Consider the following 21,372-nt stretch of genomic DNA (forward strand, 5'->3'; position numbering starts at 1 on the left):
CTTGGCCCGGTGCGGCCTAGTACGAGAAGGCCATCGGCTTGTCGGCGTCGCGGGAGTCGCCGCCGATCTTCGTGGGCGGGTTGAGGTCGGCCTCCGTCAGCTCCGGCGGCCCTGCCTTGACGTACTTCACGAGCAGCTTCACCTCGACGACGGCGAGGATGGCGTACAGGGCGGTGAAGACGAGCATCGAGGTGATGATCTCGCCCTGGGAGACACCGGGGGAGACCGCGTCCTCGGTGCGCAGCACGCCGTAGACGACCCAGGGCTGGCGGCCCATCTCGGTGAAGATCCAGCCCCAGGAGCTGGCGATCAGCGGAAAGCCCAGGGTCAGGACGGCGATGCGCCAGTACCACTTGGTGAGGGTCGGGCTCAGGGCCTTCTTCGGCAGCAGCACGAGATGGGGCACCTCGTCGTCGCCGACCCGCAGGTGCTGCGGCAACAGGAACTTCCGGCGGGTGAGCCAGAGTCCGGCCGCGCCGATCGCTACGGAGGCCATGCCGAAGCCGATCATCCAGCGGAAGCCCCAGTAGGCGACGGGAATGTTGGGCCGGTAGTCGCCGGGCCCGTACTTCTCCTGCTCGGCCTTGTTGACGTCGTTGATGCCGGGGACGTACGAGTCGAAGTCGTCGTTGGCGAGGAAGGACAACAGGCCGGGGATCTCGATGGCGACCTTGTTGTGTCCCTCGTCGACGTCGCCGTAGGCGAAGACGGAGAAGGGCGCGGGCGCCTCGCCGTCCCACAGGGCCTCGGCGGCGGCCATCTTCATCGGCTGCTGCTTGAACATGACCTTTCCGAGCAGGTCGCCGCTGATCGCGGTGAGCATGCCGGCGACCACCACGGTGACCAGGCCGAGCCGTAGCGAGGTCTTCATCACCGGGATGTGCTTCTTGCGGGCCAGGTGGAAGGCGGCGATGCCGACCATGAAGGCCCCACCGGCGAGGAAGGCCGCCGAGAGGGTGTGGAAGACCTGGGTGAGCGTGGTGTTCTGGGTCAGGACGAGCCAGAAGTCGGTCAGCTCGGCCCGGCCCTTGGCCTCGTTGATCCGATAGCCGACGGGGTGCTGCATCCATGAGTTGGCCGCGAGGATGAAGTACGCCGACAGGATCGTGCCGATGGAGACCATCCAGATGCAGGCCAGATGGATCTTCTGCGGAAGTTTGTCCCAGCCGAAGATCCACAGCCCGATGAAGGTGGACTCGAAGAAGAAGGCGATCAGCGCCTCGAAGGCGAGCGGCGCGCCGAAGACATCACCGACGAAGCGGGAGTAGTCGGACCAGTTCATGCCGAACTGGAATTCCTGCACGATGCCGGTGACGACGCCCATCGCGATGTTGATCAGGAAGAGCTTGCCCCAGAACTTGGTGGCCTTGAGGTACTTCTCGTTCCCCGAGCGCACCCACGCGGTCTGCAGGCCGGCGGTGAGCGCGGCGAGCGAGATCGTGAGCGGGACGAAGAGGAAGTGGTAGACGGTCGTGATACCGAACTGCCAGCGCGCCAGGGTCTCCGGCGCCAGAGCGAGGTCCACGTCTTCTCCTTCCATACCGTGGCACTACGGCAGTTCGCCCCGTCTGTCACGTACATCTCAGGACAACCGAGACGAGCTTGTGAATGCATTCACATTCACAAGCAAGTATGACGCATGCCCGTTCGAGAGGGGAGTGGGGGGTGCCCATAAGCAGGGGGTCCGGAGAAAAAATCTCCGAACCCCCTGGTCAGAAGCCTCTGACGGCGCCCCTAGAGCTCCTTGGTGAACGTCTCCGTCACCTTCAGGAAGATGTCGTTCGCCTCGGTCTCGCCGATCGTCACGCGTACGCCCTCCCCGGGGAAGGGCCGCACGACGACACCGGCCTGCTCGCACGCACCGGCGAACTCGACCGTGCGCTCCCCCAGCCGCAGCCACACGAAATTGGCCTGAGTCTCCGGCACCGTCCACCCCTGGCCACGCAGCGCCTCGACGACCCGGTTCCGCTCACAGACCAGCGAACCGACCCGGCCGAGCAGCGCGTCCTCGGCACGCAGCGAGGCGACCGCGGCGTCCTGTGCGAGTTGGCTCACACCGAACGGCACGGCCGTCTTGCGCAGGGCGGCCGCCACCGGCTCATGAGCGATCGCGAATCCCACCCGGAGACCCGCGAGGCCGTACGCCTTGGAGAAGGTGCGCAGCACACAGACGTTCGGCCGCTCCCGGTAGAACTCGACACCGTCCGGCACCTCGACATCCCGTACGAACTCTCGGTACGCCTCGTCCAGCACCACCAGCACATCACTGGGAACCCGGTCGAGGAACCGCTCCAGCTCGGCCCTGCGTACCGCCGTCCCCGTCGGGTTGTTCGGGTTGCAGACGAAAATCAGCCGGGTCCGGTCGGTGATCGCGTCCGCCATCGCGTCCAGGTCGTGAACATCGCCCGGCGTCAACGGCACCTGCACGGACGTGGCCCCACTGATCTGCGTGATGATCGGGTACGCCTCGAACGACCGCCAGGCGTAGATCACCTCGTCCCCGGGCCCCGAGGTCGCCTGCAGCAGCTGCTGGGCGACACCGACCGAGCCGGTGCCCGTCGCCAGATCCGTGACCGGCACGCCGAAGCGGTCCGCGAGCTCGTTCACGAGCCCCGTGCACGCCATGTCCGGGTACCGGTTGAAGGACGCGGCCGAGCCCGTCACGGTCTCCAGCACGCCGGGCAACGGCGGATAGGGGTTCTCGTTGGAGGACAGCTTGTACGCCACCGGGCCGCCCGCCGCGGCCGGCTTGCCGGGCTTGTAGGTGGGGATACCCTCCAGCTCGGCTCGCAGCTTGGGGCTCGTCTCGCTCACCGCAGTCCTCCTCGTCGACGTAATGCTTCTCACCTTATGAGGATTCGGCGCCCCTGCGAATGGCCTGTGGACAACCGCGTCCGTCCTGTGTCCCCACCGCGTCCGCCCCATCCGCCCCACGGGCATCAGCGCACGAAGGTGTACGAAATAGGGGGCGCACTGCTTCCGAGCGCACGCGCCGGTGGCTCACGCCGTAGCGCGCATCACCCGTGCAGGTGAGTTGAGACCTCTTCGAGACATCAGCTACTTGGCAGGCCCATGCGCGTCGACAAGTCACGTACTGGCATCTGAACGTGCAACTCCCTTGCAATGCAAGGAATTTGACCCTCCATGACCATGCAGAAACGTGCCTGTCAACGAGTGCATATGCGTCCGCACTACCCCACCGCAAGAGCCCTACTATCGGCTCGCCATGACAGCAGCAGGGAAGCACCAGGTGAGCCGCGCGGAAACCCCCCGCCGAGGCAGCCGGTCGGGCCGGGCGGGCATCCGGGACGTGGCCGCCGCCGCCGGAGTCTCCATCACGACCGTTTCCGACGCCCTCAACGGCAAGGGCCGGCTCCCGGACGCCACCCGACGCCATGTACGCGAGGTCGCCGACCGACTTGGCTACCGCCCCTCGGCGGCGGCCCGAACCCTCAGAACCGGCAAGTCCGGCCTCATCGGCCTGACGGTGACCACGTACGGGGATGAACCTTTCACCTTCACCGAGTTCGCGTACTTCGCGGAAATGGCGCGGGCCGCCACATCGGCCGCGCTGGCCCGGGGCTACGCCCTGGTCATCCTCCCCGCGACCTCGCGGCACGACGTGTGGTCGAACGTCGCCCTGGACGGCACGGTGGTCATCGACCCCTCCGACCACGACCCGGTGGTCAGCGAACTGGTCCGCCAGGGCTTACCGGTCGTCTCCGACGGCCGTCCGGCCGGCACCCTGCCGGTGACCGCCTGGGTCGACAACGACCACGAGGCCGCCGTCCTCGGTATCCTCGACCACCTGGCCGACTCGGGTGCCCGCCGGATCGGACTCCTCACCGGCACGACGACGGACACCTACACACATCTCTCCACCACCGCATACCTGCGCTGGTGCGAGCGCGTGGGCCAGGATCCGGTGTACGAGGCCTACCCGGCGCACGATCCGTGCGCGGGGGCCGTCGCCGCCGATCGGCTGCTGGCCCGCCCGGACCGCCCGGACGCGGTCTACGGCCTCTTCGACCCGAACGGCACCGATCTGCTGGCCGCCGCGCGGCGGTACGGTCTGCGCGTCCCCGAGGACCTGCTGCTCGTCTGCTGCAGCGAGTCCACCGTGTACGCGACGACCGAGCCCCCGATCACCACGCTCTCGCTCAAGCCGCGCAGGATCGGCACCGCCGTGGTCCAGCTCCTCATCGACGCCATCGAAGGGGTCGAATCGGACCAACCGGTCGAGCAGGTGATACCGACGGAACTGATCGTGCGGACCTCGTCCGAGCGGCGTCCACCGCGTACGACGGTCAGTCCGCCGCGGTCACCCGAAGAGGGTTGACGCCCGAACTGAGGATCCGAACGGGATTTGGGCGGGGAGACCCCCGCCCAATTCGGGAGAAAACCGCGGTGAACTGGGGCCCTGCGCCATTTCACCACCCCTGGGTCATCACATGGCGCGATCCGCATTCCTATGATGGGCGCACACACCGGCGGGCAGCTGCGACCAGGCAGTCCGATGCGGTGCAGATGCGGGCGATGGTGGTGGAGGGGTCGATGACGCAGGGGGCCGGTCAGGGACCCGAGGTGCGGACGCCGACGGTGCGCGATTTCCGTGTGCCCGCGTACGTCCACGAGGCCGGTCCGTACGGACAGACCACAGAAGCCGGTGAGGCCTCCAGGCCCGCCGAGGAACCCGAGGGCTACCCGGAGGGGTACACCCCGACCCAGCGCGACCTGCCGGTGATCAACCGGGGTGACACGCTGCAGGTCGTGATCGACCCGGAGGACGCGGTGGCGGAGGCCTCCGCCCGGCCGGGCCCCCTCTTCGTCGTCGGAGACGTCCACGGCTATCTCGACGAGCTCCTCGCGGCGCTCCACGAGAAGGGGCTCGTCGACGACGCGGGCAACTGGTCGGCGGGTACCGCCCGGCTCTGGTTCCTCGGCGACTTCACCGACCGGGGCCCGGACGGCATCGGCGTCATCGACCTCGTGATGCGCCTGTCCGCCGAGGCGGCCGCCGCCGGCGGCTACTGCAAGGCCCTCATGGGCAATCACGAGCTGCTGCTGCTCGGCGCCAAGCGGTTCGGCGACACCCCCGTCAACTCCGGCGCGGGCACCGCCACCTTCCAGGCCGCCTGGCTTCTCAACGGCGGCCAAAAGACCGACATGGACCGCCTCCAGGATCACCACCTCCAGTGGATGGCCCGCCTGGACGCCATGGAGGAGGTCGACGGCCACCTCCTGGTGCACTCCGACACCACCGCCTACCGCGACTACGGCGACTCCATCGAGGCCGTCAACGACACCGTCCGCGAGACGATCACACGCAACGACCCGGACGAGGTCTGGGACCTCTTCCGCAAGTTCACCCGGCGCTTCTCCTTCCGTGACGAGGGCGGCGCCGAGGCCGTGCGCTCGCTCCTGGAGACCTACGGCGGCACCCGCATCGTGCATGGCCACAGCCCCATTCCGTACCTCTTGGGCGAGGTCGGCTCGGAGGACGGCGAGGACGGCACGGGCCCCTCGGTCGACGGACCGTACACCTACGCGGGCGGTCTGGCCGTCGCCATGGACGGCGGCGTGACCATGGCCGGAAAGTTGCTGGTCCAGGAACTCCCCTTGCGTACCTGAGCCGTCGGCGGGCAGGCGTGGGACGGCAGCAGACTTCGCCGGCCGGGGGCCAATTTCTTCAAACCCCCTGTCACCGCCCGCCGTCACCGCTCTACCATCGGCTTATCCGTAGCAGGCTCCCCTCCGTTTCTGCCCGACGGCTCGTCAGCATGCCGAGCCACAAGCCCTACGGAGCATCGGGGGATGCACATGAACAGCGTTCCGCAGCACCTGCTCAGTGAGGACCGCCAGGAGTTCGAGCGGATCCTCGGCGAGGTGCTGCGCTCCGCACCACACCGCCCGGAATTCGCCGCCGGCCTCCAGCGGCTCAACACCGAACAGCTGCGCACCATGGCGCTCAACGCCACGGCCATCATCACGGCCGCCGCGGCGACCGAATACCAGTACTACGTGAAGGTCCGCGACGAATTCCGCAGCCCGTCGGTGGCCACGCCCGCCCATGAGGGGACGGCGTCCGGCACCGGCGAACCGGACGGCACCGCCGTGGGCCTCGCGGCCACCGTGGGCGAGGTCACCGAGGCCGCCGGCGCGGGCGCCGGCGCCATCGCCGCGGTGCTCGCCCCCGTCCTCGCCGGAACCGCCGCGGTGCTCTTCCTGTTCGTGGGATACGTCATGAAGGCGCTCGACCCCGAACGGGCGATCGCCGAGACCCTGCTCACCACGGGGTGGGTCTTCGGCGCGGTCACCGCGGCGGCGATCCTGGTGGCCGCCGTCGGCCTCCTGCTCACCGCCCTGCGCAACAACGCCACCGCCCTCCTGGACGGCGGCGCCCGCAGCGAGTTGAACGAGGAGGTGACCCGGGCCCGGGAAGCCTGGCGCGAGACGCTGCTGGAGCGCGGCATCCTGCCGTTTCTCCGCGACGCCCTCGCCAACCCGAGCCCTGCACTGCTGAACGAGCCGGACCGGCCGGCCCCGCCCAGCCGCATGCCGCACCTCGGCTACAACCGCCCGAGCTTCAGCAGCAGCCCGGACAGCGGCAGCTCACGCTCCCGCCCCAGCTACAGCAGCCCGGACTTCTCCAGCCCGGACTTCGGCGGGCCGGAACACCAGCCCGAGTAGGGCCGCCCGGCCGCCCTCCCGGACACGGACCAGCGCCGGTGGCCATGGCTCGACACCGAACGCTCAGATGATGCCCGCCCGGCCGGCATCGGTCACCCAGGTCGGGAATTCGGACAGGAGCCGGTCGTACAGCTCCTGGTCGGGGACGGTACCGATGTCGTCCACGGCGAAGAAACCGACGTTGTCGACGCGACGGCCGGGCAGCGTGTCGAAGCGCTCCAGCACTCCGTAGTCGGCCCGTCCCAGCCCCACGAACTGCCAGAAGATCGGCTCCTCGACAGCATCCCGCAACTCGCGCTCGATCAGGGCGTCCCGGTAGACACCCCCGTCGGAGAAGAACAGCACCAAGGTGGGGGCACCGGCGGGATTCTCCCGGACGTAGGTGCGTACCTGGGCGATCGCCTTCTGTTCCTCGTTCTGGATGCCGATCGTCCGCATGTCGATCTGGCCCGTCTGCAGTCCCCTGGCCGGCTTCTTGCCGCGTCGGAAGAGGCTCATCTGTCCGACGCGCACATGCAGTTGCAGCCAAGCGGGGAGTTCCCCGATGCGCAGGTCAGGCAGCCGCGCCGCGTTCGAGGCGAAGGTCCAGGCCTGCATCTCACCGTCGTCGTCCAACTGCGCGGCGACCGCAGCCATGCGCTCGACGACATCGGCGACGACGCCCTTGGAGTAGAGGAACGACATGGATCCGGAGGCGTCCAGGACCAGGATGACGCGGGCGGTGACTCCCGCCGCACCGTGCTTCCTGAGGCTGACGGCCACTTGCTCCTTACGCAGCGACAGACGCTTGCGCATGTCGACGGGCAACCGTTCCTCGTCCTTGCTGAGACGCGGGCCCACCGGTGCCGCGGCTGGGACAGGTGGTGCCGTGGCCGGGGCAGGTGGTGCGGGGGACGGAACAACTGGTGCCGCGGCGGGGACAGGCGGCGAGGACACGGGCGGGTCCGAGGGCGCGTCGTCGACGGTGATGCCGAAATCGGAGGCCAGCCCGGCGAGGCCGGAGGCATATCCCTGACCGACCGCGCGGAACTTCCACTGCCCCGCCCGTAGATACAGCTCGCCACCGATGAACGCGGTCTCCGTCCCCGCCTCCATGGGAAACCGTGCGATCTCGGTCCGTCTCCCCGCGTCCCACAGCCGCAAGGTCAGTCCGGGCACCTGTCCGAACGTTCCGCCGTCGGCCGAGGCGCACAGCAGAACCCGTTCGACAGCGGGTTCGAGCGCTTGCAGGTCCACCTCGACCGTGTCGGTCAGGACACCGCCGGCGCTCTGTTTCCCCCGGTGTGCCACAGCGTTCGACGCGTGCCGAGGCTGGTTGTAGAAGACGAAGTCACCGTCGTCCCGAACGCGTCCCACACCGGTGAGCAGCAACGCCGAGGCGTCGACATCGGGGACGCCGGGCCCTTCGGACCACGTCAGCTCGACGCGTACCGAAGGGGCGTCGACGGGAAGGTTGGCACCCTTGCTCAGTGCTCTCGCTGTCATGGGGGAAGTCTGCCCGCCGAGAGCACGGGAGGGCAGACCTCCCGCGGTCCGCAAGGCGTGCGATGCCCCGCCGCGCCGGGGCATCGCACCCCGGGTCTCACTCAGCCAGCGGCAGATACACCCGGTTCCCGCTCTGCGCGAACTCCTTCGACTTCTGCAGCATCCCCTCGGCGATCTCCTTTTGGGACGCCCCCTCTGCCGCCGCACCGCCGAACCGCTCGGTGATGCTGTGACTGATCTTCATCGAGCAGAACTTCGGCCCGCACATGGAGCAGAAGTGGGCCGTCTTGGCCGGCTCCGCCGGCAGCGTCTCGTCGTGGAACTCACGAGCCGTGTCGGGATCGAGGGCCAGGTTGAACTGGTCCTCCCAGCGGAACTCGAAGCGGGCGTCCGACAACGCGTCGTCCCACGCCTGTGCACCCGGGTGGCCCTTGGCCAGGTCCGCAGCATGAGCCGCGATCTTGTAGGTGATGACGCCGGTCTTCACGTCGTCACGATTGGGCAGACCCAGGTGCTCCTTGGGCGTCACGTAGCAGAGCATCGCGGTGCCCCACCACGCGATCATCGCGGCACCGATGCCCGAGGTGATGTGGTCGTACGCAGGGGCGATGTCCGTGGTCAGCGGGCCGAGCGTATAGAACGGAGCCTCATCGCAGATCTCCTGTTGCAGGTCGATGTTCTCCTTGATCTTGTGCATCGGGACATGTCCCGGGCCCTCGATCATCGTCTGTACGTGAAAACCCTTGGCGATCGAGTTCAGTTCCCCCAGCGTGCGCAACTCCGCGAACTGGGCCTCGTCGTTGGCATCCGCGATGGATCCCGGGCGAAGGCCGTCACCGAGGGAGTACGTGACGTCGTAGGCGGCGAGGATCTCGCACAGCTCCGCGAAGTTCTCGTAGAGGAACGACTCCTTGTGGTGCGCCAGGCACCAGGCCGCCATGATCGAGCCGCCGCGCGAGACGATGCCGGTCTTCCGGTTCGCGGTGAGCGGTACGTACGCCAGTCGCACGCCCGCGTGGACTGTCATGTAGTCCACGCCCTGTTCGGCCTGCTCGATGACCGTGTCCTTGTAGATATCCCAGGTCAGCTCCTCGGCCCGGCCGTCGACCTTCTCCAGCGCCTGGTAGAGCGGCACGGTACCGATGGGGACGGGGGAGTTGCGCAGCACCCACTCGCGGGTGGTGTGGATGTTCCGGCCCGTGGACAGGTCCATGACCGTGTCGGCTCCCCAGCGGGTCGCCCAGGTCATCTTCTCGACCTCCTCCTCGATGGAGGAGGTGACCGCGGAGTTGCCGATGTTGGCGTTGACCTTCACCAGGAACCGCTTGCCGATGATCATCGGTTCGATCTCGGGGTGATTGATGTTCGCGGGCAGTACGGCCCGGCCCGCGGCGATCTCCTCCCGCACGACCTCGGGCGAGACGTTCTCCCGTACGGCCACGTACTCCATCTCCGGGGTGATCTCGCCGCGCCGCGCGTACGCAAGCTGGGTCACCGCCCGGCCGTCACGGCTACGGCGCGGCTGGCGTGGCCGCCCCGGGAACACCGCGTCGAGATTGCGCAGTCCGCCACGCGGCGAGGTGTGCTTGATCCCGTCGTCCTCGGGGCGCACGGGCCGGCCCGCGTACTCCTCGGTGTCTCCTCGACCGATGATCCAGTTCTCGCGAAGGGGAAGCAGTCCTCGCCGGACGTCGGTCTCCGCTGTCGGATCGGTGTACGGGCCGGAGGTGTCGTACAGGGTGACGGACTGTCCGTTGGTCAGGTGCACCTGGCGGACCGGCACCCGCAGATCGGGGCGCGAGCCCTCGATGTACGCCTTGTGCCAGCCGATGGACTTCCCGGACTCCAGGGGCTGTTCACCCTCGTTGTGTCCGCCCTCGGACGAGACGGATGCCCCGTCCGTCTGGCTGGAGGCAGGCGTGCGTGTGTCCTCGATGGTCATGAGACCTACTCCCTACGCCGGCATTACCCGGTAACAGGTTCAGCGGTCGACGCAGCGATTTCCGCCCGACGATGTTCCACGTGAAACATCGCGTCTGCGGAGGTCAGCGCCCTCTCAGCCCGGTGCTCCGAGCTCCCGCGTGTGCAAAGGTGCCTCCACGCTAGCGGCAGATGTGGCGCGGTGAACAGTGGGCCTCGCTCGTTCTTGCGATGATCGGTCGGTGACCACGACGCAGCAGCCCCCGCCTCCGCCCCCCGAGCCGCCCCACGGCCATGGCCCCGGAAACGGTCATGGGCATGGATCCGACGGCGGCCACGGCTACGGCTCCGGGGGCGGCCACGGCCCCGGTGACGGACATGGCCACGGCCCGTCCTCTGGCGGCGGCCACGGGCACTCCCACAGCCACGGCCCCGCCGCTCCCGTCTCGCAGCATCTGCGCAAGGTCATCGCGGCGGTGCTGATCCCCTTCGCGACCGCAGTCGTCGTGGGCCTCGTCGTGCTCTGGCCGGGCGGCGCCCCCGCGCACGAGCGCACCGGGGTGGGCTTCGACCGGCAGACACAGCAGGCCACCGTCACCAGGGTCGAGAAGGTCGACTGCTCGTCGGTGAACGCCTCGGGCGACACCCCGACCGGTGACACCTCCACCGCGGAGGGCTCGTCCGCCCAGCAGCAGGCCAGCGGCACCTGCAAGAAGGCCACGATCCGCGTCGACACGGGCGACGACAAGGGCCGTACCTTCACGGAGATCGTTCAGCCGGACCAGTCACGGCAGTTGGAGCAGGGCCAGGAGGTCGTGGTCGCGTACGAGCCCGCCGCGCCCAAGGACCTGCAGTACTCGGTCACCGATGTGAACCGGAAGCTCCCGATGGCCCTGCTCGCCGGGATCTTCGCACTCGCCGTCGTGGTGGTGGGCCGGATGCGCGGGGTCATGGCCCTGGTGGCGCTGGCCATCAGCTTCATGGTGCTGACCCTCTTCATCCTGCCGGCCATCCTGCAGGGCTCGAACCCTCTGGTCGTGGCAGTCATCGGTGCCAGCGCCATCATGCTGATCGCCCTGTACATGTGCCACGGGCTCTCGGCCCGGACATCCGTGGCGGTGATCGGCACCCTGATCTCACTGCTGCTGATCGGCCTGCTGGGTTCGGGGTTCATCGGCTGGGCCTATCTGACCGGCAACACCGACGACAACACGGGGCTGATCCACGGGCTGTACCCGACGATCGACATGAGCGGTCTGCTGCTCGCGGGGGTCATCATCGGCTCGCTCGGTGTGCTCGACGACGTGACGGTGACCCAGACATCGGCGGTGTGGGAACTGCACGAGGCCAATCCGGCAATGGGCTGGCAAGGGTTGTATCGCGCGGGCATCCGCATCGGCAGGGACCACATCGCGTCGGTGGTCAACACCCTCGTCCTCGCCTACGCCGGTGCCGCGCTGCCCCTGTTGCTGCTCTTCTCGATCGCGCAGAGCAGTGTCGGCACGGTCGCCAACAGCGAACTCGTCGCCGAGGAGATCGTGCGCACGCTCGTCGGGTCGATCGGCCTGGTGGCCTCGGTACCGGTGACCACCGCGCTGGCCGCCCTGGTCGTCTCGGCCGACCGCCCGGGTGCCCCCGAAGCGGCCGCCGTGCCCGCGCCGGCACGCGGGGGACGAGGCCGCCGCCGCAAGCGCTGAAGCGTTACGGCACCTCGGCGCCGTAACGGTTCATCCCGCGCTCTGCTCCTCCGCCAGGATGCGGTCCAGAGCCTCGTCGAGCAGCGTGTCGAAGTCGGCGAGGGAGCGCTCCTGCCCCAGTGGCACAAGCTTGTCCGTACGGTCGAGGAAGGCCACCAGCGGCGCCGTGCCGACCCGGAACATCGCCTGGTCGGTGCCTACCTGAAGCCGGATCAGGACCTCCCCGAACGTCTCCGGATCGGCGGGGGCGATGTGCACGTCCCCGTCGCCGCACGGCCGCCCGACGCCGTCGATGAGCAACTCCCGCCCGAAGGCCCAGGTCACCGGGGCATCGCCGGGCAGGTGGAAGGTCAGCCGCACGGCATAGGGATCGCAGGTCTCGTAACGGAGCTCCACCGGGATGCGGAAGGAGAGCTCCTCCGAGACGAGAAAGCTCATCATGACCTCTGCCTGTACCGACTCGCGCATCGCCTACCCCGCCGTGTTCGTCGACTGGCCAGGAATCATCCGCCTGACACCTCTGGAAGTTTGCTGAAAGTACACGAGAGATCACAAGGAGTGATTTTTCAGATGCTGATAGAGATCGCGAGTGTTCCTAGCAGCTTCCCGATCTCGGTCTGCAACTGACGGGCGAGGGGCAGCAGTCGGTCCGCCTGGTGCGAGGGCAGCGAGATGGCGAGAGTGCCGGCGGTCGACCCCGCCGTGATGGGAAGAGCGGCGCAGACCGTCCCCAGGGCGTACTCCTGGCGCTCCACGACCGGTTCCATCCTCCCCAACCGCCCGAGGCGCCGTAGCAGCGTCTCGTCGTCACGGACCGTGTACGGGGTCAGGGACTGCACCGGGTAGCGCTCCAGATGGTCGCGGCGGTCCTCGTCGCTCAGCTGGGACAGCAGACACTGCCCGATGGCGTGCGCGTGACCGGTCTCCCGGAAGTCGGCCCACTCCTCGACCGCCGGGGTGTTGGGGCTGTCCGCGACGCACTTGACCTCGATCTCGCCGTCCCGGTAGATCGCGAAGTACACCGGCACGCCGAGGGTGTCCCGCCAGTGCGCCAGAGCCTCACCCACCGTGCTGCGACGTTTCTGCTGCGCTCCGCTGCTGCTCAGCCGCTCGGCCGCCTCACCCAGGAAGAACAGTCCCTTCTCCCGGCGGAGATAGCCCTCATGGACCAGGGTCCGCAGCAGGTGGTAGGCCGTGGGCAGCGCGAGCCCGGCGTCCCGCGCCAACTGCTTCGCGGGCGCTCCGTGTTCTCGCTCGGCGACGGCCTCCAGCAGTCGCATCGCCCGCTGCACGGAGCCGATCAGGGTGCCGGAGTTCGCCTCCGTCGCGGTGGGCGACGCAGGGGACGGGATGCGCGCCCCCGGTCCCGGACCGTGTCCGAGCGGGGACCCGGGGCGTACGGGCCCTGTCTGCGGCCGGGGCCTGGTCGGTGGCGCCAGTGGCTGTGCCTGCGCACGGGGCGACGGCGGAGGGGGCTGCGCCTGCGTGCGGGCCGTCGGCGCGGGTGACTGCGTCCGCGGCCTCGTCCGTTCCTGTGCCTGCGTCAGCGAGGGTTCGGGGCAGCGCACCTTCTCCTCGCCGGGCGAGGTGCGTGGCTGGACGGGGGGAGCCGGGGTCGTCGACGGTGTCGTACGCGGCGGGGACTGCGGGACCTGAGCCTCCGCCTCCCGGACGCGCGCGTGCTCGGCGGCGGACACCGGTGTCGATCGAGGGCCCGGCTGTGTGGGCGGAACCGCGCTCTGCGCCGACCGGGAAAGCGGTCGGCCGGAGGAGGAGAGGGGTTCTGCGGGTGCGGTGTCAGCCGTGGCCAAGGGGTCACTCCCGAAGCGCGAGGAGGGCCGCCCGTGCGGGGGACACGGGAGGGAGATGCGCCGCCCGCGGGGGTCGAGCCCGCGACGAGTTCCCGGACTCTAGCCGCCCGTCACCGCCTGTAGACGGCCCCGCCGGGAAACTTCCCCCTGGCGAGGGAACCTCACGTTCCTGTTACCGCCGTGCCCTGATCGGGGTTCACCCACTCACGCCTCACCTGTGACGCGACGCTGACGCCTCACCAGTCGCCGCGCGAGGAGGACCCCGCCGTGAACTTCTTGACGACGTAGACCAGTCCACCGACCAGCGCCACGAAGACCAGCACCTTGAAGAGCAGGCCCACCACGACCTGGACGACGCTGACTATCAGCCCTCCGAACACCAACAGGGCGATGACCGGCACCGCGACCCACTTCACCCACCACGGCATCCCCGCGAAGATCTCCCGCATCGCCCTTGCTCCTTGTGTCTCCACCCGTCGCCCCGCCACCAGGGCACTCATTCCGGGCCTTTTGCTGTCCTGCCGTCGATGCTAGGGCCACGCGGGGGCCGTCCGGGGGCCTCGTACCCCTTGTCCATCCCTGATCGTCCCCCTAGGGAACACCGAAGCGGACGTCAGCCCTCCGGCGGAGAGAACACCACCACGACCCTCAAGTCCTCGGTGATGTGGTGGAACTTGTGGGCGACCCCGGCAGGCACGTACACGACACTGCCGCGCGCGACCTGGGTGGTCTCCAGGCCGACCGTGATCGATGCCCGGCCGCTCACCACGAGATACACCTCGTCCTGGCCGTGCGGCTTCTGCGGATCGAGCTCTCCGGCATCGAGCGCGTACAGGCCGACCGACATGTTCCGCTCGCGCAGGAACTGCAGATAAGCACCGTCATTGGCGGCGCGCTCCGCCTCCAGCTCGTCCAACCGGAATGCCTTCATCGACTTAGTCGCCCCTGCCCGGTGCTCGTACCGATCGCTTCTGCCACGATCAGACACATGATGAATTTCCTAGTCAAGACGATCGCCAACGCGGGCGCCCTGGCGGTCGCCGTCTGGCTGCTCGACAAGATCACGCTGACCGGTGACAGCACGGGCAAGGAGGTCGGCACCCTGCTGCTGGTCGCGCTCGTGTTCGGCCTGGTGAACGCCGTGGTCAAGCCGCTCGTGAAGCTGTTGACCCTCCCGCTGTTCATACTCACGCTCGGCCTGTTCACGCTGGTCGTGAACGCCCTGATGCTCATGCTCACCTCGTGGCTGGCCGACGTCCTCGACCTGAGCTTCCATGTGGAGGGCTTCTGGACCGCCGTCCTCGGCGGCCTGATCATCTCGATCGTCTCCTGGGCGCTCTCCCTCGTCCTGCCCGACGGGGACTGAGGTCCGGCATGACCTATCGAGTCTGCTTCGTCTGTACCGGCAACATCTGCCGCTCCCCGATGGCCGAGTCCGTCTTCCGTGCCCGGCTGGAGGAGGCCGCGCTGGAGTACCTCGTCGAGGCCGACAGCGCGGGCACCGGCGGCTGGCACGAGGGCGACGGCGCCGATCCGCGCGCCGTCTCCGTCCTGGAGGCGAACGGATACTCCGGCGTTCACACCGCCCGCCAGTTCCAGGTCTCCTGGTTCTCCCGCCTCGACCTCGTCATCGCCCTCGACGAGGGCCATCTCAAGGCACTGCGCCGCCTCGCGCCGACCGCGGCGGACGCGGACAAGATCCGGCTGCTGCGTTCCTACGACCCCGCCGCCGACGGCGATGATCTCGACGTCCCAGACCCCTACTACGGGGGCCTGGAGGGTTTCGAGGAGTGCCTGGAACTGGTGGAGGCGGCGAGCCCCGGCCTGCTGGCCGCCGTACGCGAGAAGGTGGAGGGACGGGCCGCATGAGCACGCACAACCCTGCCGTGGAACCCGGGGACGGCACCCGCGCGGTACGGGCCGGGCTGCCCGAGCCCGTCAAGCACGAGCCGACCCTCCCCGGGCCGGTCTTCGCCGCCCACTACCACCTGCCGGGCGAGCCCACCGGCCCGTACGCCTACGGGCGCGACCAGAATCCCACCTGGACCCTCCTGGAACGCGCCATCGGCGAACTGGAGGCACCGGGACAGGACGACGCCGAGACGGTCACGTTCGCCTCCGGCATGGCCGCCATCTCGGCCGTCCTCTTCTCCCAGCTGCGTTCCGGTGACGTCCTGGTCCTCCCGGACGACGGTTACAACGTGCTGCCGCTGGCAGGTGAGCAGCTGCGGTCGTACGGCATCGAGGTGCGCAGCGCGCCGACGGGCGGCGACGCCCAGCTCGACGTCCTCGACGGCGCCGGGCTGCTGTGGATCGAGACCCCGTCGAACCCGGGGCTGGACGTGTGCGACGTGCGGCGGCTCACCGAGGCGGCACACGCGCGTGGCTGTCTCGTGGCCGTCGACAACACCCTGGCCACCCCGCTCGGGCAGCGGCCCCTCGAACTGGGCGCCGACTTCGCCGTGGCCAGCGGTACCAAGCAGCTGACCGGCCACGGGGACGTCCTTCTCGGGTACGTCGTCGGGCGGGACGCCGCACTGATGGCCTCGGTGCGGCGCTGGCGCAAGATCGTCGGTGCGATCCCGGGCCCGATGGAGGCCTGGCTCGCGCACCGCTCGCTCGCCACGCTCCAGCTGCGCGCCGACCGGCAGAGCACCAACGCCCTCGCCGTGGCCGAGGCCCTCAAGGGGCGGCCCGAGGTGACCGGGCTGCGTCACCCGGGGCTGCCCGACGACCCCGCGCACAAGATCGCCTCGCAGCAGATGAGGCGCTACGGGTGCGTGGTGTCGTTCACGTTGCCCACACGCGCGCGTGCCGACCGTTTTCTCGACGCGCTTCGTCTGGTGGACGACGCCACGAGTTTCGGAGGAGTCCGTTCCACCGCGGAGCGGCGCGGCCGTTGGGGCGGCGACGCTGTGCCGGAGGGTTTCATCCGCTTCTCGGCCGGTGTGGAGGACACGGCCGATCTCGTGGCGGATGTGCTGCGTGCGCTGTCGGTTGCGACCGGCTAGTACTCCGCACGCACGACGGGCGGTCCGAGCCTCCCCCCTCGTGGCTCGGACCGCCCCCGGTTCCGCGCGCGAAGAACCGCGCGAACAAGGCTAATTGACTCTGCGTCAGTGTCCAATCACAGTAGCGACAGGGGCCTATCGACTTATTTATGGTTGGGCGCTCCGGGCAGCGAGGGGAGGGACGACCATGGATCTGGCCTTACTGCGCACGTTCGTGACCGTGCACCGGGCCGGCTCCTTCACCCGTGCCGCCGCCTTGCTCGGTCTCTCGCAGCCGGCCGTCACCTCGCAGATACGCACCCTGGAGCGTCAGCTGGGCCGCCCCCTCTTCCTTCGCCAGGCCCGCGGAGTGACGCCGACGACCATGGGCGACGAGCTGGCCCACAAGGCGGCCCCACATCTCGACGCGCTGGTGGAGATCGCGGCGACCGACCTCGACGACGACTCCTCCTTACGAACCCTCCATCTCGCCGGCCCACCCGAGTTCACCGCCGAGCGGGCTCTGCCGGCCCTCACCGAGCTGACCGGGGACGACGGCCAGCGCTTCGCGCTGCGGGTCTCCTTCGGCAACTCCGACAAGACGCTGGAGGGTCTCGCCGCCGGCCACCACGACCTGGCCATCACCACCGCCCAGGCCCGCGGCCCCCTGCTCACCGCTACCCCTCTCTGCGACGAGGAGCACGTTCTGATCGCCGCCCCGCGCTGGGCGGACGAGATCGGGCTTGAGAGGCCGTGCCGCAAGGGAGCACACCTGCTGGAGGGGCTTCCCGTCGTCGAGGTACACGAATCAATGCCCTTCGTCGCCCGCTACTGGGCGTCGGTCTTCGACGCCCGGCCCACGGCTTCGGGCACCGTCGTCGTCCCGGACCTGCGGGCGGTCCTGGCCTGTGCCGTCTCCGGCGCCGGACTTGCCGTGCTGCCGCGCTATCTGTGCGCCACCGCTCTGAACCGCGGTGACGTGGTCACGCTCCTGGACCCCGCGGTGCCGCCGCTACGGACCTACTTCCTCGTGGTCCGGACCGGAACGCTGGCCTCGCCGCACATCGCGCGGGCGCATGAATGGCTGATGAGGGCCGCCGCGAGCTGGTCCTGAGGCCATGTCGCAGCCGCTGGACGAATGCGGGCGCGGCCACCGAGCCCGCCCGTAGACGCCAGGAAGCCACTCTTCACCTACAGCGATGTTTCACGTGGAACATGGAGGGCCACATTTCTCCCATGACCGTACGACCCGTGGTCAAGCGCACCGCCCGTGCCGTTCTGCTCGACGGCGACGACCTGATCCTGATCAAGCGGACCAAACCGGGCATGGACCCCTACTGGCTCACGCCGGGCGGCGGTGTCGAGCCGGAGGACACCACCGTCGTCGACGCGCTCCACCGCGAAGTGCACGAGGAACTCGGCGCGAAGATCACCGATGTGGTGCCCTGCTTCGTGGACACCGTCGAACACATCGGGGAGGACGGCGGCGCCACCGGTGTGAAGGTTCAGCACTTCTTCGTCTGCCGCCTGGAGTCCATGGACCCCTCCAAGCGGCACGGTCCCGAGATGGACGAGCCGCTGGGCGAGTACGAGATCGTACGCATCCCCTTCACTCGGGTGGGCATCGCTTCCGTGCACCTCGTCCCGCTGTCCCTGCGGCACTATCTGGACGGGAACATCGAGGGCGTGCGGGCGATGCACGCGCCGGACCTGGGCTGACGCAACGGCCGCCGGGGCGCTCGGCCTGGGGCCCCCGCCGGTCAGTCTCCGGCCGCCACCAGCTCCTCGACCGAGTCGTGCCGTATGCGGTCCGCGGGGATGCCGGCGTCCTTCAACGCGTCGACACCGCTGCGGATCATGCCGGGTGGGCCGGAGAGATAGGCGTCGTAGCCGTTCCAGGGCCCGTGGTCCCGTATCGCGTCCGGCAGTTGAAGCAGTCCGTGCCGGTCCACGACCGGGCGCACCTCGAGCCACGAGTTGGTCTGCTGCAGCCGCAGCAGGGTGTCGAGATCGTAGAGGTCCTGGCCGGTGCGGGCCCCGTAGAAGACCTCCACCGGGCGGTTCCGTCCGTGCTCGGCGACGTCCTCCACCATGGCCTTGATGGGTGCGATTCCGGTGCCGCCGCCCAGGCAGAGCAGCCCGCTGTCGGTGGTGTGGTCGACCGTCATCGCGCCGGCCGGCGGCCCCAGCCGCAGAACGTCGCCCGGCCGGGCGCGGTGCACGAGCGCGTTGGAGACCCAGCCCGCGGAGATCGCCTTCACATGGAACGTCAGCAGCCCGTCCGAGCGGGGCGCCGAGGCGAACGAGTAGTGCCGCCAGATCCGCGGCCACCAGGGAGTCTCCAGGCTCGTGTACTGCCCGGCGAGGAAGGGATACGGCTGGTTCGGACGGACCGTGAGGACCGCGATGTCCGCGGTCCTCGGATCGTGCGAGACGACCTCCGCCAGCCACCAGGGCGGCGACCGCAGTTCGTCCGCCGCCGCCGCGTCGATCATCACCTGGGAGATGGTCGTGTACACCCGAACCCAGGCCGCCTCGGTCTCGTCGTTCCAGCTCGCCTTGGCATACCGGCTCAGGGCGCCGATCAGGCACTCGCCAACGGCCGGGTAATGATCGGCCTGCGTGCCGTACTTGCGGTGACCGCGACCGAGATTCTGCAGGTAGTCGACGAGGACCGGGGTGTTGTCGATGTGTTCGGCAGCGGTCAGGAGAGCCTTGAGCAGGCGGTCGCGCTGGGCGTCCATCGCCGGAGGGAACATCGAGCGCAGCTCCGGGTGCTGGACGAAGAGCAGCGCGTAGAAGTACGAGGTGACCTTGTCGGCGACGGGTCCGACCTCGGCCATGGTCCGCTGGATGAGAACGGCGTCGGGGGAGGCTGTGGCGCCGCCTGACTGGGTGGGCACGCGGGCGTCGAAGACGGAGTGCTCAGAACCGTGTTCCTCTGCGGACTGCGCGGCCCGGGCGGGCGGGGAGTACGACGGGACGCCTGGCGGAAGGTCGGCGGAGCCCTGTATTCGCTCCCGTGCCAAGCCTTCCCGGGGCTGCTCCACACCGCTCGACGGCTCCAGGGAACGACCCACGGGCCGCAGGCCGGCGAGGCGGTAACCCTCGGGCTCCTGGTCTTCGCCGGGGGACGGCGGAGACGTACGTGGTGTGAACCAGCCGCCTCCGTCACTGCCCCCCGAAGTGCCGTTGCCGGCCGACGTGGTGGTCGGAGCGTCCATGGTCTGCCTCGCCTCGAACATCTTTCGGTCGATCTACGTACGCCCCCACTCGGAAGTCGCACGCTTTCCCCCGCGGACGGCCTTGCTTTTCCCGTTCGTTCCCCGTCGGCCAATGCGGCCACAGTCAGTCCGGCTTCCCGATCCGTACGGTCAAGTAGGCGAGAGTGTGACGTGAGCCGCAGCTCTCACCGCAGCGTTCCACGGCGCACGAACGCCCCCATCTCGTAACGGCAAACGCGGGTCTCCGATCCCCTTGTCCGGTTAGGCTGCATTGAGCTGCGTTCGTACCCCTGCCATGAGACGGCTACATCTCGCTTCGGACACGAACCGGACTCGACCCTACCGGCAGGGCCGCGACACACAAGTCCCCCCATCCCGTACCGGGAATTCCATGGGGGCGAATCGGCGATTCCTTCAATTACCGGGCCGGGACATCAATTCATAGATATCCCACAGATCCCACTCGCGCACGAGTGGGTGTCCGGCCTCAGTCCCGGTTCTCATGTCCCAAATTTTTCGCAGCCGCGGCGGGCCGGTCCTCCCAGGCCTGGAGACCGGTGTTTCACGTGAAACATCGGTCCGCCCACTGTGTGGTTGGGCGCGAAGTGGCCAAACAGGTGCGTGTCTGACCGCAAACCGGTGGACGCCAAGGGCTCATGTCGGACAGCCTGACCCGCGTGTCGACACTTTCCCCCGCAGCTCTGCCCATCCGCCGCCTGACGCCTCGCGACCGCACCGCCTGCTCCGACCTGTCCGAGGACCGGGGTTGGCCCCGGGAGGAGCACAAGTGGGGGCTCCTCCTTGCGGCCGGCACCGGCTACGGCGTCGACGCTCCCGACGGCGGGCTCGTCACCGCCTGCGTGGTGACCGAGTACGGCCCCGTCGGCAGCCCTGAACTGGGTGCGATCGGCATGGTTCTGGTCGCCGCACGGTATGCCCGCCAGGGCATCGGCCGCCGTCTGATGCGTCATGTGGTCACAGAGATGGGCACGACCCCGCTGACCCTGCACGCGACCCCGCACGGACGTCCGCTCTACGAGGAGCTGGGCTTCAAGGTCACCGGGCAGGCCGAGATGATCCGCGGACTCTTCACACCTGGGGCACCCGACGTCTCGGTCCGTACGCGCCCGGCCACGGCCGAGGACCTGACCACGATCCTCAGGCTCGACGCAGAGGTCTTCGGCACAGACCGCACCCACATCCTGACCCGGCTCCCCGCTTTCGCCGATCAGCTGCGCGTGGCCGTGGAGAACGACAGGATCATCGGATACGCGGCTGCCTGGCCCAACATGGACGATCATGTCGTCGGCCCGTTGATCGCCCGTGACACTCGGACGGCGAAGGCGCTCATCACGTCCCTGGCCGCCCACACCGACCGACCTTTGCGCACCGACATCGACGTACGTCACGACGAACTGCTGGCGTGGGCGAAGGAACGGGGCCTGGCATCGATCGCCTTCAACTCTGTGATGACGTACGGGCTCTCCGAGCTGCCGGGTGACTGGACCCGGCGGTACGCCCCGCTGACCGTGGCAGCGGGCTGAGGCCCCGAATC

General features: G+C 68.9%; 19 protein-coding genes. 10 read left to right on the forward strand and 9 right to left on the reverse strand.

The features are described from left to right. Positions 1 to 16: 16 nt before the first annotated feature. Complete coding sequence (locus H4687_RS23000) at positions 17 to 1,525, reverse strand: cytochrome ubiquinol oxidase subunit I (protein WP_046915387.1); 1,509 nt, start codon at positions 1,523 to 1,525, stop codon at positions 17 to 19. A gap of 209 nt (positions 1,526 to 1,734) precedes the next feature. Continuing rightward, on the reverse strand, positions 1,735 to 2,814 hold the full coding sequence (gene hisC, locus H4687_RS23005) for a histidinol-phosphate transaminase (RefSeq protein WP_046915388.1): 1,080 nt from the start codon (positions 2,812 to 2,814) through the stop codon (positions 1,735 to 1,737). 412 nt (positions 2,815 to 3,226) lie between these two features. Between hisC and H4687_RS23010 the strand changes: the two genes are divergently transcribed. From H4687_RS23010 to H4687_RS23020, 3 genes are all read left to right on the forward strand, one after another. Further along, complete coding sequence (locus H4687_RS23010) at positions 3,227 to 4,339, forward strand: LacI family DNA-binding transcriptional regulator (protein ID WP_046915389.1); 1,113 nt, start codon at positions 3,227 to 3,229, stop codon at positions 4,337 to 4,339. Between the two features lie 200 nt (positions 4,340 to 4,539). Then, a complete protein-coding gene (locus H4687_RS23015) occupies positions 4,540 to 5,631 on the forward strand; it encodes a metallophosphoesterase (RefSeq protein WP_257035518.1) in 1,092 nt (363 codons plus the stop codon). Positions 5,632 to 5,814: 183 nt separating this feature from the next. Continuing rightward, positions 5,815 to 6,690 carry a hypothetical protein gene (locus H4687_RS23020; protein ID WP_050398404.1) on the forward strand — a complete coding sequence of 292 codons (876 nt, stop codon included), beginning with the start codon at positions 5,815 to 5,817 and terminating at the stop codon, positions 6,688 to 6,690. A gap of 63 nt (positions 6,691 to 6,753) precedes the next feature. On the opposite strand, the gene H4687_RS23025 is transcribed toward H4687_RS23020, so the two are convergent. Together H4687_RS23025 and thiC are read right to left on the reverse strand one after the other, a co-directional pair. Continuing rightward, positions 6,754 to 8,175, reverse strand: a complete 1,422-nt coding sequence (locus H4687_RS23025; RefSeq protein ID WP_050398405.1) for a VWA domain-containing protein — start codon at positions 8,173 to 8,175, stop codon at positions 6,754 to 6,756. Positions 8,176 to 8,272: 97 nt separating this feature from the next. Continuing rightward, entirely contained in the window at positions 8,273 to 10,117 is a 1,845-nt protein-coding gene (thiC, locus tag H4687_RS23030) for a phosphomethylpyrimidine synthase ThiC (RefSeq protein ID WP_097249810.1), read from the reverse strand. A gap of 220 nt (positions 10,118 to 10,337) precedes the next feature. Here thiC and H4687_RS23035 point away from each other — a divergent pair, with 220 nt between their 5' ends. Then, positions 10,338 to 11,792, forward strand: coding sequence for a YibE/F family protein (locus tag H4687_RS23035; RefSeq protein WP_050398406.1), 1,455 nt, complete (start codon positions 10,338 to 10,340; stop codon positions 11,790 to 11,792). A 30-nt stretch (positions 11,793 to 11,822) separates the two neighbouring features. Here the strand turns inward: H4687_RS23035 and H4687_RS23040 are convergent, their stop codons facing one another. The 4 genes from H4687_RS23040 to H4687_RS23055 all read right to left on the reverse strand — a co-directional run bounded on the left by H4687_RS23040 (position 11,823) and on the right by H4687_RS23055 (position 14,534). Next, positions 11,823 to 12,260: an SsgA family sporulation/cell division regulator gene (locus tag H4687_RS23040; RefSeq protein WP_005482911.1), complete on the reverse strand. Its 438-nt coding sequence runs from the start codon at positions 12,258 to 12,260 to the stop codon at positions 11,823 to 11,825. A 98-nt stretch (positions 12,261 to 12,358) separates the two neighbouring features. Beyond that, on the reverse strand, positions 12,359 to 13,084 hold the full coding sequence (locus H4687_RS23045) for an IclR family transcriptional regulator (RefSeq protein ID WP_046913161.1): 726 nt from the start codon (positions 13,082 to 13,084) through the stop codon (positions 12,359 to 12,361). A 755-nt stretch (positions 13,085 to 13,839) separates the two neighbouring features. Beyond that, a complete protein-coding gene (locus tag H4687_RS23050; RefSeq protein WP_005482913.1) occupies positions 13,840 to 14,052 on the reverse strand; it encodes a DUF5326 family protein in 213 nt (70 codons plus the stop codon). Positions 14,053 to 14,216: 164 nt separating this feature from the next. Continuing rightward, positions 14,217 to 14,534, reverse strand: coding sequence for a cupin domain-containing protein (locus H4687_RS23055; protein ID WP_028797115.1), 318 nt, complete (start codon positions 14,532 to 14,534; stop codon positions 14,217 to 14,219). Between the two features lie 57 nt (positions 14,535 to 14,591). On the opposite strand from H4687_RS23055, the gene H4687_RS23060 reads away from it, so the two are divergent. From H4687_RS23060 to H4687_RS23080, 5 genes are all read left to right on the forward strand, one after another. Continuing rightward, positions 14,592 to 14,969 (forward strand): phage holin family protein, encoded by a 378-nt coding sequence (locus H4687_RS23060; protein WP_046913162.1) that lies wholly within the window; start codon positions 14,592 to 14,594, stop codon positions 14,967 to 14,969. 8 nt (positions 14,970 to 14,977) lie between these two features. After that, entirely contained in the window at positions 14,978 to 15,472 is a 495-nt protein-coding gene (locus H4687_RS23065) for a low molecular weight protein-tyrosine-phosphatase (RefSeq protein ID WP_046913163.1), read from the forward strand. Further along, on the forward strand, positions 15,469 to 16,614 hold the full coding sequence (locus H4687_RS23070) for a cystathionine gamma-lyase (protein WP_046913164.1): 1,146 nt from the start codon (positions 15,469 to 15,471) through the stop codon (positions 16,612 to 16,614). The genes H4687_RS23065 and H4687_RS23070 overlap by 4 nt, the downstream gene beginning before the upstream one ends. Positions 16,615 to 16,801: 187 nt before the next feature. Next, positions 16,802 to 17,707 (forward strand): LysR family transcriptional regulator, encoded by a 906-nt coding sequence (locus H4687_RS23075; RefSeq protein WP_046913165.1) that lies wholly within the window; start codon positions 16,802 to 16,804, stop codon positions 17,705 to 17,707. 122 nt (positions 17,708 to 17,829) lie between these two features. Next, complete coding sequence (locus H4687_RS23080; RefSeq protein ID WP_013002277.1) at positions 17,830 to 18,312, forward strand: NUDIX domain-containing protein; 483 nt, start codon at positions 17,830 to 17,832, stop codon at positions 18,310 to 18,312. 41 nt (positions 18,313 to 18,353) lie between these two features. Here H4687_RS23080 and H4687_RS23085 read toward each other — a convergent pair whose 3' ends face one another. After that, on the reverse strand, positions 18,354 to 19,838 hold the full coding sequence (locus H4687_RS23085; protein ID WP_078907219.1) for a globin domain-containing protein: 1,485 nt from the start codon (positions 19,836 to 19,838) through the stop codon (positions 18,354 to 18,356). Positions 19,839 to 20,473: 635 nt separating this feature from the next. Between H4687_RS23085 and H4687_RS23090 the strand changes: the two genes are divergently transcribed. Then, positions 20,474 to 21,361, forward strand: a complete 888-nt coding sequence (locus tag H4687_RS23090) for a GNAT family N-acetyltransferase (protein WP_078907220.1) — start codon at positions 20,474 to 20,476, stop codon at positions 21,359 to 21,361. The last annotated feature ends 11 nt before the right edge of the window (positions 21,362 to 21,372 follow it).

This window comes from Streptomyces stelliscabiei, assembly GCF_014873495.1.
GTDB classification, from domain to species: domain Bacteria; phylum Actinomycetota; class Actinomycetes; order Streptomycetales; family Streptomycetaceae; genus Streptomyces; species Streptomyces bottropensis.

Coding starts and splice junctions, on each gene's coding strand:
- H4687_RS23060 (WP_046913162.1), top strand. CDS start 14,592: ATGATGAATTTCCTAGTCAAGACGATCGCCAACGCGGGCGCCCTGGCG.
- H4687_RS23020 (WP_050398404.1), top strand. CDS start 5,815: ATGCACATGAACAGCGTTCCGCAGCACCTGCTCAGTGAGGACCGCCAG.
- H4687_RS23025 (WP_050398405.1), bottom strand. CDS start 8,175: ATGACAGCGAGAGCACTGAGCAAGGGTGCCAACCTTCCCGTCGACGCC.
- H4687_RS23055 (WP_028797115.1), bottom strand. CDS start 14,534: ATGAAGGCATTCCGGTTGGACGAGCTGGAGGCGGAGCGCGCCGCCAAT.
- H4687_RS23065 (WP_046913163.1), top strand. CDS start 14,978: ATGACCTATCGAGTCTGCTTCGTCTGTACCGGCAACATCTGCCGCTCC.
- H4687_RS23080 (WP_013002277.1), top strand. CDS start 17,830: ATGACCGTACGACCCGTGGTCAAGCGCACCGCCCGTGCCGTTCTGCTC.
- H4687_RS23040 (WP_005482911.1), bottom strand. CDS start 12,260: ATGCGCGAGTCGGTACAGGCAGAGGTCATGATGAGCTTTCTCGTCTCG.
- H4687_RS23050 (WP_005482913.1), bottom strand. CDS start 14,052: ATGCGGGAGATCTTCGCGGGGATGCCGTGGTGGGTGAAGTGGGTCGCG.
- H4687_RS23075 (WP_046913165.1), top strand. CDS start 16,802: ATGGATCTGGCCTTACTGCGCACGTTCGTGACCGTGCACCGGGCCGGC.
- H4687_RS23070 (WP_046913164.1), top strand. CDS start 15,469: ATGAGCACGCACAACCCTGCCGTGGAACCCGGGGACGGCACCCGCGCG.
- thiC (WP_097249810.1), bottom strand. CDS start 10,117: ATGACCATCGAGGACACACGCACGCCTGCCTCCAGCCAGACGGACGGG.
- H4687_RS23090 (WP_078907220.1), top strand. CDS start 20,474: ATGTCGGACAGCCTGACCCGCGTGTCGACACTTTCCCCCGCAGCTCTG.
- H4687_RS23010 (WP_046915389.1), top strand. CDS start 3,227: ATGACAGCAGCAGGGAAGCACCAGGTGAGCCGCGCGGAAACCCCCCGC.
- H4687_RS23085 (WP_078907219.1), bottom strand. CDS start 19,838: ATGTTCGAGGCGAGGCAGACCATGGACGCTCCGACCACCACGTCGGCC.